This is a genomic window from Fibrobacter sp. (assembly GCF_045601785.1).
Classification (GTDB): domain Bacteria; phylum Fibrobacterota; class Fibrobacteria; order Fibrobacterales; family Fibrobacteraceae; genus Fibrobacter.
Window position 1 is genome coordinate 70,010 of the sequence record NZ_JAZSAF010000084.1, and the last position, 11,531, is coordinate 81,540.

The following is an 11,531-nucleotide window of genomic DNA, read 5'->3' on the forward strand; positions in this document are numbered from 1 at the left end:
TACACTCCTTTTACCATGCGAAATCCATACTGATTCGCCAAGTTAGACCGTCTGAATCGTCACAGTAATAATTGGTGATTGTGTCGGTGTTGGTGACAATCGATACGGGCAAGAACTGCCACTGTAGCGAAAAGCGTCTGAAAAATTCAATGCCGAAACCAACATAGGTTAAGAATTCCCAATCGGGTAGCGCATAAAAACCATCATAGGATTCGTCTATATTGTAATCATAATACGAACTAGACCATGTCCATTCAACATCATATTCTGCCCACATGTAAATCGGTTTACGCACATGGAAACTGGCGCTAATGAAGGGACTAATTGTTCCCGCCTTATTGAGGGGGAAGCCGAAACGAAACTGTAAGGGGATTTCGAACATAAGGTTCTGGTACTCGATTCCGCCTTCGCCGTATCCAGTGCTGTAATTGTACAGATCATAGTCATCGAAATCATAATCGGCCTCATGGTAAACTAGATTAATTCCTGTTTGGAAACTTCCCCAGTTATAAAAATACCAGCGAATCATAAATCCAAGATTTATGCCCCACTGCTTGTCGGGATAAACATCATAGTTTGCCACTTCTTTTTCTAGATATTCTTCAAAAGCAAATGAAAATCCCATATAGGGGTTGGCGTGTTTCATTAATTTAGATTTAGCGGAAGAATCATTTGCGATAGAATCTTTTGCAGGGGCGGCGGCAACGATTACGCTGTCCTTAGGAGCCTCATTAACAGTGGAGTCTTGTTCGACAATAGGCTTTTGGGCGAGGTCCTGAATTTCGATTAAGGACATGTCTTCGCTTTTTATTTTTACCAAGACGCTGCAAGGTTCAGCTTGCTCTTTTTTGCTGCAGAATTCAAAAACAGAATTTGCCGATGCTTGAACGGTTTGCATTTGATTGAGAAATTTATCGATGGCGGCGATGCTGTCTGCTACTGCTTTTTCCGCTAGCATACGTTCCTGTTCGGCGTATGCGGAGCATTTGCATTGTACCTCAACTTTTTTGCATGTTGAACTAGATTCTCCTTGGTCTTCGGAGTCGCATAAACCGCAGAAGTTTTTGCATTCTTCGCTTATCGGCGGCGAAAGTGATTCTTGCGGAGTTTGTTCGGGCTCTTTTGTGACTGCGGCCTTGTTTCCCTTCTTGGCGCGAATATGCCCTAATAGGCCTTTGTCTATGGTTACCTCAAAAGTGCAGGTGTCGTTTTTGCAGTTTTTCTGCATAATGTCTGCTAATTTGCGAACGTCGACGCTTTGCAGGGAGTCTTTACGCGCTTTTTCTTGTTCAATGGAATCGACACGAGCTACGACTGCAAGGGAATCCTGCTTTAAACTGTCCAAGATAGCGGGGCAGTTGCCGCAGACTTGATTAACCTTGGTGCAAGTCTCGTTTTCTGGATTTAGGGAGCAATCTATGCATAATTGTACGCAAAGATCGTCTGCAAAAGAAACGGTTGCGGCCAACATAACGGCCAATATAAATAACAATTTGCCCATGAACATCCTCGGGTTATTGAGTCCGTCTTGTTCAGGGATGCGATCCAAATAAAAAAGTGTGGAATCGCAGGTGCCCTAAACAGCTGAGGTAACGACCAAGTAAACCTTATCGTCTAACAGGCACAAACGACCCACACCATATGGTGTGAGTAATCGGCCTTATTCCTAGACGATGAAATTTTGGTCGTTTTTCAGCTGTCCGAATAAGAGCGAACTCTAAACTATGTCTCTGTAAATATAATTAAATATGTGCAGAACTCCAATTTTTTTAATGTTGCAAAATCGATGAAATGATTTAAATCACTTTGCCCTTTGTTGCGTTTGCGCCCCAAATGGCCGAATTTAGGCCTTTTTGTACAAATTGCGAAAGAAATTTTTACAAAAAACTTGCGCTAACCTATTGACAGACAACGAATTAGTATATATATTGAAGGCATAAAGATGAAATTGGCAATCCGCTTTGACGCTAGCGCCGCTATCGACGAGGTTCTCAAAGAAGGGATTTAGGCATTGCCATTTCATCAAGTGTTTAACAGAAGACTCTCGATCGTCGAGAGTCTTCACTTTTTTTATGCTGTACCCCTTGCCACATTAAAGAGACATTCCTAAATTAGGGCATATGAAGATGAATGCAGTAATCCGTTTCAACCGTTGGTGGTGGGGCTCTACGAAATAGAGTCCGGTTTGCTGTTTTCATCAAGTGTTTGCAACCAATAAATGAATAAGGCTTTCGGACTCTCCGAAGGCCTTTAATTTTTCCCCTCAACTACGAATTTTAACCCCAACCACTAACCACTGCTCATAAACCCTATGACTTCCACAACTTCTAACAACGGTTTCTTTGACAAGTTCGGCGGCAAGTATGTTGCCGAAATCATTCGCCGCCCGCTCGACGACCTCGAAGCGGCTTTCAACAAGTACATCCACGATCCGGAATTCCTCGAGGAGCTGCGCATCATCCAGCGTGACTACATTGGCCGCGAAACGCCACTGTATTACGCTCCGACGGCAACAGAGCTCTTGGGTGGCGCTCAGATTTACATCAAGCTTGAAGGCCTTGCCAATACGGGTGCCCACAAAATCAACAACGCCATCGGTCAGTGCTTGCTCGCAAAGAAGATGGGCAAGACCCGCATCATCGCGGAGACGGGTGCCGGTCAGCATGGCCTCGCCACTGCTGCCGCTTGCGCAAAGCTTGGCCTCGAATGTGTGGTATACATGGGCGAGGTGGATGTCCGTCGCCAGCAACCGAACGTGGCGACTATGGAAATGTACGGTGCCAAGGTCGTGCCGGTCACGAGCGGTGCCCGCACCCTTAAGGATGCCGTGAACGAAGCCATGCGCGACTGGGCTACGAATTTCAAGAATACCCACTATGTGCTGGGTTCTGCTCTCGGTCCGGCTCCGTTCCCGGATATCGTTCGCACCTTCCAGTCGATTATCGGCGAAGAGGTCAAGCGTCAGGCTGCCGAGCGTAACATCGACATTGCGGCCGTTGTCGCTTGCGTGGGAGGCGGTAGCAATTCCATCGGCGTTTTCACTCCGTTTATCGAAGACAAGAATGTGCGCCTGATCGGTGCCGAAGCCGGTGGCATCGGCCCGAACAAGGGTGAAAATGCCGCCCGCATGACGGGTAACGCCAGCCGCGAAGGCATTCTGCAGGGTTACAAGAGCCGCTTCCTGATTGATGAAGACGGTCAGTCGCTGCCGACCCGCTCCATTTCGGCAGGGCTTGACTACATGGGAATCGGCCCGCAGCTTGCCGCCCTCGGTGAATCGGGCCGCGTGGAATTCACCGCGATCCTCGACAAGGAAGCCCTTGAAGCGGTCAAGTTCTTCGCCCGTAACGAAGGCATCCTTTTCGCGCTCGAAAGTGCGCATGCAGGGGCTGCCGCCATGAAGATCGCGAAGGAACTTCCGAAGGACAAGGCGCTCGTCATCAACATGAGCGGCCGCGGCGACAAGGACATCTTTATCACAAGCCCCGTGTTCCGCCCCGAAAAGTGGAAGGAATTCCTGAAGGCGGAACTTGTTCGCCTCGAAAATAACGAAGATATCCACGACGCGGAGATAATGAACAAGTAAACAGTGATTAGTAAACAGTGGTTAGTATACTGGGACGCGGGTATCAAGAATTCCTAACCAGCAACCACTAACCGCTAACGGCCTTACGGCCCACCAACCACTAATCACTAATCACTAATCACTAATCACTAACCACTAGTCACTATGAACTTAATGTCTCATCTCATTGCCGGGTTTCCGGACGCAGAAACTTCTATCGCCATCGCCGACGCTCTTGTGAAGGGTGGCGCAAACATCCTTGAAATTCAACTTGCCTTTAGCGATCCGAGCGCCGACGGTCCCGCCATCCAGACGGCATCGACCATCGCTCTCGACAAGGGTTACTCCACCAAGCAGGGTCTTGAAATCGTGAAGAAAATTCACGAACGTCACCCTGAAACGCCGATCTACATCATGACTTACGGCTCCCTCGCCTTTACTCCCGGCGTCGAAAACTTCGTGAAGATGTGCAAGGACGCAGGTGTTTCCGCTTGCATCATTCCGGACTTGCCGTTCGATTGCGACGAAGGTCTGACCGAAGCTTGCAAGAAGCACGGTCTCGAAAACATCCCCGTGGCGGCTCCTAGCATGACCAAGGAACGCCTTGAAACGATGGCTTCCAAGGGATTCAAGTACATCTACGCCGCACTCCGCGCAGGTACGACCGGTAGCGAAACCACCATTGACCAGGCGACGCTCGACTTTATCGACACCGTCGGTAAGGGTGGCGCCAAGGTGCTCGGCGGCTTCGGCATCCGTAACGGTGAACAGTCTAAGGTGCTTAGCAAGCATGTATATGCCGTGGTGGCGGGCTCCGTGTTCGTGAACATCGTGCTCAATAACGAAGACACTGCCGAAGGCCGCAAAAAAGCCATCGCCGAAATCGAAGCGAAGGCCAAGGAAATTTCGGGAAATTAAGCCCTTTAATCGGTTCATACTAAAAGGGATGTCTTGCGACATCCCTTCTTTGCTTTGGTTTATGTGAGGTTTTGTATGAAGAGTTTTTGGCGCCCAAATTACATGTTGCTGAAGATCTGGAAGCCGCTGTAGGATTCTTGTCCGTGTTCGCTTTGGTCGAGGCCGCGGAGTTCTTGACGCTCGGTAACGCGCAGTCCCATGGTCTTCTTGATAGCGTAGAAGATGAGGCTAGCTGCACCGAAGCAGGGAACCGCGTAAGCGATCACGCCGATGGCCTGAGTGCCGAGGGTGTAGTCGCCAGTGATATCAAAGATACCGACAGCGAGCGTACCCCACACACCGTTCACCAGGTGAACCGAGAGAGCACCGACCGGGTCATCCAAGTGCAAGCGGTCGAACATGAAGACTGCACCCACCACGAGCACACCGGCGATGGCGCCAATAATCCAGGAAGAAAGCGGGGTAACCACGTCTGCACCGGCAGTGATGGCGACGAGGCCAGCAAGGCAGCCGTTGAGGGCCATGGTGGCGTCCGGCTTCTTCGAAACGATCCAGCTCGTAAGCGTTGCGGTGATGATGCCTGCAACAGCGGCGAGGTTCGTAGTCACCAAAATCCAGCTAGTTGCCTTCGGGTCGCCAGAGAGTGCGGAACCGGCGTTGAATCCCCACCAACCGAACCAGAGCATGAATACGCCGACGGTTGCGAGCGGGATGTTGTGGGCTGGAATGGCGTGCACCTTGCCGCCGACATACTTGCCGATACGCGGTCCGAGAATCATCACGCCGGCAAGCGCCGCCCAGCCGCCCACGGAGTGGACGAGGGTAGAACCGGCGAGGTCATGGAAACCGGCCTTGCCGATGGTGGAAAGCCAGCCACCGCCCCATGTCCAGCTACCCACGATGGGGTAGACGAAGGCCACGTAGATGACGGTGAAGACGAGGAAGGAGTTCAACTTCACGCGTTCGGCGACAGCGCCCGAGACGATCGTTGCGGCGGTTGCTGCAAACATCGCCTGGAACAGCCAGTCGGTAAACAGTGTGAAGTGGCCGTTGTAGGCGGCGGTGAACTTGGAGGGGTCGGCCCAGTCACCGATGCCGAATCCGGCAAATCCAAGTACACCGGAAATCGCGTTGAACGTTCCGGGGTACATGAGGGCAAAGCCGATGGCGGCATACATCGTGATACCTATGGCGGGAACCGCGATGTTTTTGAAAGCGACGTTGGCCGCGCACTTCGCGCGAACAAGACCCGCTTCGACACAGGCAAAGCCCAGGCCCATGATAAACACCAACATGGCGCTAATCATGATCCAAATGTTTTCTGTCATAAAGATGGCGTCGCTGACAGGTACGACAGTTGCTGCTTCGTTCATTGTTTAAATCCTTTTAGTAGTGGTTAGTATGCAGTGGTTAGTAAACAGGAAACTTCCTAATCACTAACCACTAATCACTGTTTACTTACCCAATTGCCTCGGGGCCCGATTCACCGGTGCGAATGCGAATGCACTGTTCGAGTTCCGTGACGAAAATCTTGCCGTCGCCGATGGCTCCCGTGCGGGCACCCTTGATGATAGCGTCGATACAGGGCTGCACGAATTCGTCGTTGACTGCAATCTTCAAGCAGATCTTTTTGAGCAAATTGACCTCTGTCACCACGCCACGGAAACGCTGGTTGTAACCGCGCTGCTGACCGCAGCCAAGAACGTTGGTGACGGACATCTTGTAGATTTGATTTTCGTAGAGCGCTTGCTTTACAAGGTTTAATCGTTCGGGTTGGATATAAGCTGTAACTAGCTTCATGTTCCTATCCTTTGTTGGGGTTGTTTTTGTTTTGCTCAAACAATTGCAAAAGGCGTGCCAAAACTAAATTCTGGCTCCAACCGACAAAAAATGCCTGTATTTAAGAAGAAAAACGCGATTTGATAACTCGTATTTACGGATTGTGTTTTTCAATAAACGGAAAACATACTGAAATTGTAAAACGAAGTTGCAAAAAAGCCCCGCATAAAATGCGGGGCGGGCTTAGGAGAATAATTGTTGCTTCGCTTTAAGAGATATAGCGGATTAGCATGTGAGGCCTTCTCCGCACTCCTGGCAAGTTGTACTGCTTGCGCAGGGGAGGAGTTCGTCTACTTCGTAGATTTCCTTGACTTTATCGCTGTCTTTGTATTTTATGTACTTCACGTTTGTGTAGACTTTGCTCACGGTAAACGTGAGTGCGCTTATCTGGTAGCTACTCACATCTGCGCCGTCAGGGTAGATAACGTCTACGATAATGGTGTCTCCAGAAAGTTCGGTGTAAACCGCTTCAATGACAAAGTTGTTGGATGCATTGTAACCATCGTCACGAATGGAAATGGTTCCGTCCTCATTTCTTGCCATCACGACACGCGGGGCTACAGCCATTCCCTGGCGAGGTTCCACGGTCGCATTTCTTGCCTGGGCGCGGGTGTCGCCGGAGTCTGGAGGCGGCAGGTATTGCCACTTGCCTTCTACGCATTGGAAGTGTCGTTCGTAGAAATAGAGCAATGTGTCGGTATCGCAGGGCTCCAAGTCGGGCCTATAAATGCCGTCGGGGATTCCATCACCGTCGCAGTCGCTACCCGGGGCGCAAGTTTCGATTTCTTCGCTGTCGATTGTGCTGACCCATTCTGTTTCATTGACTGCGGGGCACTGCTCCTTCTTGATACTTGATTCTACGGTATTTTCGATGATTACCGGTTCCTTGTTCAGGTCGCCACAGTAGCTGACCAAGAATCGAACAAACATGTTGCCGGTGGTCTCTTCGCAGTTCTTGGCGGCGATGCCGGTAACCTTCAAGGTGTCGGGCGATACGTATTCCAGAACGAGACCGGCGTACTTTTCGTTACCGTAACTGTTGTAAGAATAGAGGGCGCATTCGTTGGAGCCATTCTTGACGGCACTAACCGTTTCAGCGTAAGTTTCGGCTGCGTTCGGGAAGTATTCTTCGATTTCACCGATGTTTTCTTGGGTGAACTTGGCAACGCCCTCTTTTTCAAATTCCGTATAAGGATCAGAGCCGTCTATTGGCTGCTGCTTGAGTAAGTAGGGGCCAGTGCTGATAGCCATCACGGCCTTGTCAAAACGCACCTTGCTTTGTAAGCCAAACTGTTCCACGTAGGCGTCCAACGTGTTGCCGCCTGCGGGCGGAGTATGAACGTCTTCGCTCGACGAGGAATTCTTCTGGTCTTCAATGCTACTAGAGGATTCCGCCTCAGGTGTGTCCGAGCTGGAGGAACCCTTGTCGGCGATTTCGTTCATCTCTTCAGAAGTGCCGGCGATGTCGCCTGTGCTGTTGGTGTCGCTACAGTAGGTGCAGAACAGGGCTGCGATGCCCGCTGCGCAGAGGTTAAGCTTTTTCATTTTTGTTCTCCTTGATGTTTTTGGTTAGCGGAAAAAATTGTAGGTTCAGGCGGTAGACCTGTTCAATGTTCTTGTCTTCGGCGGCGATAGCAATGATCTTGCTGCGAAACTCGTCGAGCAGGTTTACGATGCGGTCGTAAGTTTCCCTGGAAACGCCCATGGTGACGCCGCTGAAGTTGCGTTCGTCCTTGGGAAGCTCCAATGCGGGGGAGGCGAGTTCTGCCATCTGGCGGTGCATTCCGCGGAGTGCGAGCCGGGTGGCGTCGGGAGAGCCCTTCACAGAAGCTTCTGACTGCTTGAAGTTGCCGTTCGCGGTCTTCTTCAAGAGTCCCGTCTTGGTTAAAAAGTCGAGCGATTCGCGCACTTCCTCGGCAGATGTCAAGTTGTAGCACATCTTTGCCATTTCGCCGGGAGTGGCGCCGGGCATCAGCGGGGCGAGTTCTCGCACCACCGGGTTGCGCCATGAATCGTAATAGGCGAAAAGGTCGCCTTCTAGAACGCGTACCTTGTGGACCTTGGCTATCGCAAGCATGTCCCTGTATGCGGCTTTTTTAGCATCTTCGCTTGCGGCCTGGCCGAACTTGACCATGGCGCGGAAGTAGTCGAGCTCGAAGCCGCTTAACCCCATTGCCGTAGCGACGCGCTCGATGCCAATCTTGCTGAGCTTGCTTTTCCCGTCGCACACGACCTTTATGTATGACGAAGAGGTAAAGCCCGCTATCTTCGAAAATTCGCGCCAGGTGAACGCGGAACAGCGCTTGCGCTCCTCGTAGTAATCCAGCATGAACTTCCGGAAATCAGAGTATTCGATGATCGTTTTCATTGTTTCCTGTCCTGTTTGTCCCAAGTTATTCCGGTTTCTCCCGGAATCAGAAATAAATATACAATTGAAAAATTCAATTGTCAATATGTTTATGAAACAAAAACAACGAAAAATGATGAAAATCACAAGATTTTGAATATTCTTATAGAAAATATTTGTATATGAAACAAATGTTTCATATGGGGCGTTTTCATTATATTGGGCCTTTTTTTAGATTTCGATGGATTCCTCATCGCTCACCAGGAATGCCTTAAGCCGCTCCAGGGTGTGCTCGAAGTCGTTTTTGATGGAACATTCCCAGAGGGTTGCTACGCGAAATCCCTGCAGAGAGAGCTGCCAGCCGGTCTTGATGTCGCGTACGGTATTGTTCGTGAACTTCTCGTTCCAGAATTCGGGATTGCTCTTAGGGCGACTCGTGAACTTGCAGCCGTGCTGGTGCCAGAAACAGCCGTTTACAAAGATGGCAACACCGTATTTGAGAATGAACATGTCGGGAGATCCGGGCAGGTCGTGACGGTGGAGCTTGTAACGAAAACCGTCCTTAAAAAGGGCTCGCCGAACCATCAGTTCGGGCTTCGTGTCTTCGGAATGGACCGCCTGCATCATTTGCGTGCGGCTCATGGGAGCATTTTTCTTGCGACGGCGTTTCACATTATTCTGGCCACACGAAGGTGCTGTTCAGGTCCTTCTCGCCGTTATCGACGAGGATGTCCTGGCCGGTGCAGTTCTTGTTCACCACCGTCAGGAACCAGACCCATTCCGCGATGTCTTCGGGTTCGGCCCAGCGCCTGAGCGGAGTCACGTCCATAATGCGGTTCCAGAGTACTGGGTCGTCCATCACGGGCTTGTTGAGGCTTGTCTTGACGCCACCCGGCGAGATGCTGTTGCATGTGGCACCGAATTTTGCAATGCGGCGGCCCACGTTCTTCACGTAGGTCAACAGTCCGCCCTTGGAAACCGCGTATTCGGGGAACTCGTCGCCGGTGTGGGCGCTGGAAGACGCTATGAAGAGTACCGACTTGATTTCGGATTGAATCGCGTACTTCTCGACGAAGTTCAAGGCTCCCTTCAGGTTGATTTCGATGTCGCGACCGGAATTCTGCACGCCCGCGTTGCTCACGACGATGTTTGCCGCAATGGTCAGCTCCGGGAAAGAGTCCTTGTCCGAGACGTCGGCAATATGGTGCTCGTATTCGGCGTGGTCAATCGTCGATTCCTTGACGTCGAACCCGACCACATGCACGCCCCTGCTCAAGAACAGTTCTGCGATGGCGCGGCCGATGCCGCTGTGGGTTCCGCTGATAAAGACGTTCATGCTTGCCCCGCCTTGAATTTGAGGTAATCGCTACCGACATTTTCTTTTTCCCACTTGCAGGCCATCCTGTAGCCGAAGGGGCTGAAGACGACTTCGCAGAGGAGTTCCATGACGGAGCCCGTAATGGAGCAGATAATGACCTGCTTCATGGTCCAGCCGAAGAACACGTGGCTTACCGTAAGGGCGAAAATCATGTTATCGACGAATTGCGCCACCATCGTCGAAACGTAGGAACGTGCGGCAAATGTCTTGAAGTCCTTGCCCCTTGCGAATTTTCCCATGCCGTAGTTCACGACGGAATTGACGAGAGACGCGGTGAACATGGCGAGCGCCGAGCCCAGCACCACGTACCAGGAACCGCCAAACGTAGCGTTGAGGGCGTCGTTTGCGACCTTGGCCGCATCGGGATTCGTGTCGATGTAACTGTAGAATTCGCCCCACATTCCCGGCGCATGGGAAAGGATGTTGAAGAACAGGCAGGTGCATAGGTTCACGAAGAGGGCGACTACCGAGACTTTCATGGCGGCCTTTGGCCCGAACCGCTTGCATATCATGTCCATGCACAGAAACGAGAACCAGCTGAGCGTAAAGCCGCAGTCAAGTGCCATGTATTCAAAGGAGACCAGTTCCTTATTCGCGAGCAAGTTCATGCACACGACGGAGAGGATAAAGAAACTGACGGCGAGGGAGGGAATGTTGCGAAGCAGGATAACCAAGTCCTGCCATTCACGCTGGATATAGCTTTTCATTTTGTTTTTTAAGGAAGGTTAGACAAAGACTTCCGGAAAAATTCTGCAACATCGCAGAATTCTAACGCGCCAAATATAGTCAAATGGACTAATTTTGGCAATGGCTTATTCGGAACAAAGTTTGCGGAGTTCTTCTTTTTGAGCAAGAATGTCGGCTAGTTGAACGCTGTAGTCCATATCGGTTTTGCTACGCAGATGTTCCGTCATGTCGGCAATCTTTACGTAGAGTGGCGTGAGCGACAGGTTCCCGAGTACCCCTTTGAGTGCATGTGCAGCAAGGAATGCGTTTTCCAGGTCGCCGGCATCCAGAGTGTTTTTTAGCTTGTCGAAGTTGCCCTCGCCGGGAATGGTCGCCACGAGTTTCAGGTACAGTGCCTCGTTCCCGAAGCAGCGTGCAAGCCCTTCGGCGGTATTTGCCCCAAAAGCGTTCAGTTTTTCGATGGTAATCATGCGCCCCTCCGGCGTTCAAGTTCCTTTTCGATGAAGGGTACAAAATCCTTCGGCGGGACCGGCTTCGAGAAGAAGTATCCCTGGATAATCTGGCAGCCCATTCCCTTGAGGGTATCGAGCTGCGACTGCGTTTCTACGCCTTCCGCTACGGCAGGAATCTTGAGGAATTTCGCGATGCCCGCCACGAGTTCCACGAGCTTCAGGTTGCGTTCGTCCTTTTCCATGTTGCGCACGAACGACATGTCGATTTTCAGGATGTCGATGGGCAGCGTGGTAATCATGTTCAACGAGGAGTATCCGGAACCGAAATCGTCCATCTCGATGCGG

12 protein-coding genes are annotated in these 11,531 nt (G+C 51.0%); 2 read left to right on the top strand and 10 right to left on the bottom strand.

Going from position 1 to position 11,531, the window contains the following annotated elements; all coding sequences use genetic code 11:
* Positions 1-10: 10 nt before the first annotated feature.
* Positions 11-1,549, bottom strand: a complete 1,539-nt coding sequence (locus ACKI61_RS13490) for a hypothetical protein (RefSeq protein WP_407458188.1) — start codon at positions 1,547-1,549, stop codon at positions 11-13.
* A gap of 762 nt (positions 1,550-2,311) precedes the next feature.
* On the opposite strand from ACKI61_RS13490, the gene trpB reads away from it, so the two are divergent.
* Together trpB and trpA are read left to right on the top strand one after the other, a co-directional pair.
* The gene (gene trpB / locus ACKI61_RS13495) at positions 2,312-3,586 is read left to right on the top strand and encodes a tryptophan synthase subunit beta (protein ID WP_407458189.1); all 1,275 of its coding nucleotides are present in this window, start codon (positions 2,312-2,314) and stop codon (positions 3,584-3,586) included.
* Positions 3,587-3,730: 144 nt separating this feature from the next.
* The gene (trpA, locus tag ACKI61_RS13500) at positions 3,731-4,483 is read left to right on the top strand and encodes a tryptophan synthase subunit alpha (protein WP_407458190.1); all 753 of its coding nucleotides are present in this window, start codon (positions 3,731-3,733) and stop codon (positions 4,481-4,483) included.
* A 98-nt stretch (positions 4,484-4,581) separates the two neighbouring features.
* Here the strand turns inward: trpA and ACKI61_RS13505 are convergent, their stop codons facing one another.
* The 9 genes from ACKI61_RS13505 to ACKI61_RS13545 form a co-directional block, all read right to left on the bottom strand.
* Positions 4,582-5,856 (bottom strand): ammonium transporter, encoded by a 1,275-nt coding sequence (locus ACKI61_RS13505; protein WP_407458191.1) that lies wholly within the window; start codon positions 5,854-5,856, stop codon positions 4,582-4,584.
* A gap of 85 nt (positions 5,857-5,941) precedes the next feature.
* Positions 5,942-6,283 carry a P-II family nitrogen regulator gene (locus ACKI61_RS13510; protein ID WP_407458192.1) on the bottom strand — a complete coding sequence of 114 codons (342 nt, stop codon included), beginning with the start codon at positions 6,281-6,283 and terminating at the stop codon, positions 5,942-5,944.
* Between the two features lie 264 nt (positions 6,284-6,547).
* On the bottom strand, positions 6,548-7,867 hold the full coding sequence (locus ACKI61_RS13515; RefSeq protein WP_407458193.1) for a hypothetical protein: 1,320 nt from the start codon (positions 7,865-7,867) through the stop codon (positions 6,548-6,550).
* Positions 7,854-8,690, bottom strand: coding sequence for a TIGR02147 family protein (locus tag ACKI61_RS13520; protein ID WP_407458194.1), 837 nt, complete (start codon positions 8,688-8,690; stop codon positions 7,854-7,856). The genes ACKI61_RS13515 and ACKI61_RS13520 overlap by 14 nt, the downstream gene beginning before the upstream one ends.
* Before the next feature lie 210 nt (positions 8,691-8,900).
* On the bottom strand, positions 8,901-9,311 hold the full coding sequence (locus ACKI61_RS13525; RefSeq protein WP_407458195.1) for a very short patch repair endonuclease: 411 nt from the start codon (positions 9,309-9,311) through the stop codon (positions 8,901-8,903).
* A 31-nt stretch (positions 9,312-9,342) separates the two neighbouring features.
* Complete coding sequence (locus ACKI61_RS13530; RefSeq protein ID WP_407458196.1) at positions 9,343-10,005, bottom strand: SDR family NAD(P)-dependent oxidoreductase; 663 nt, start codon at positions 10,003-10,005, stop codon at positions 9,343-9,345.
* On the bottom strand, positions 10,002-10,754 hold the full coding sequence (locus tag ACKI61_RS13535) for a VUT family protein (RefSeq protein ID WP_407458197.1): 753 nt from the start codon (positions 10,752-10,754) through the stop codon (positions 10,002-10,004). Before ACKI61_RS13535 ends, ACKI61_RS13530 begins: the two co-directional genes overlap by 4 nt.
* 105 nt (positions 10,755-10,859) lie before the next feature.
* Entirely contained in the window at positions 10,860-11,204 is a 345-nt protein-coding gene (locus ACKI61_RS13540; protein WP_407458198.1) for an Hpt domain-containing protein, read from the bottom strand.
* Positions 11,201-11,531: EAL domain-containing protein (locus ACKI61_RS13545; RefSeq protein WP_407458199.1), on the bottom strand; the 331-nt coding region annotated here is incomplete at its 5' end. The genes ACKI61_RS13540 and ACKI61_RS13545, both read right to left, overlap by 4 nt.

Bases quoted from the DNA above. Each gene is read 5' to 3' on its own strand.
- trpB (WP_407458189.1), top strand. From the start codon at position 2,312: ATGACTTCCACAACTTCTAACAACGGTTTCTTTGACAAGTTCGGCGGC.
- trpA (WP_407458190.1), top strand. From the start codon at position 3,731: ATGAACTTAATGTCTCATCTCATTGCCGGGTTTCCGGACGCAGAAACT.
- ACKI61_RS13505 (WP_407458191.1), bottom strand. From the start codon at position 5,856: ATGAACGAAGCAGCAACTGTCGTACCTGTCAGCGACGCCATCTTTATG.
- ACKI61_RS13510 (WP_407458192.1), bottom strand. From the start codon at position 6,283: ATGAAGCTAGTTACAGCTTATATCCAACCCGAACGATTAAACCTTGTA.
- ACKI61_RS13515 (WP_407458193.1), bottom strand. From the start codon at position 7,867: ATGAAAAAGCTTAACCTCTGCGCAGCGGGCATCGCAGCCCTGTTCTGC.
- ACKI61_RS13520 (WP_407458194.1), bottom strand. From the start codon at position 8,690: ATGAAAACGATCATCGAATACTCTGATTTCCGGAAGTTCATGCTGGAT.
- ACKI61_RS13525 (WP_407458195.1), bottom strand. From the start codon at position 9,311: ATGAGCCGCACGCAAATGATGCAGGCGGTCCATTCCGAAGACACGAAG.
- ACKI61_RS13530 (WP_407458196.1), bottom strand. From the start codon at position 10,005: ATGAACGTCTTTATCAGCGGAACCCACAGCGGCATCGGCCGCGCCATC.
- ACKI61_RS13535 (WP_407458197.1), bottom strand. From the start codon at position 10,754: ATGAAAAGCTATATCCAGCGTGAATGGCAGGACTTGGTTATCCTGCTT.
- ACKI61_RS13540 (WP_407458198.1), bottom strand. From the start codon at position 11,204: ATGATTACCATCGAAAAACTGAACGCTTTTGGGGCAAATACCGCCGAA.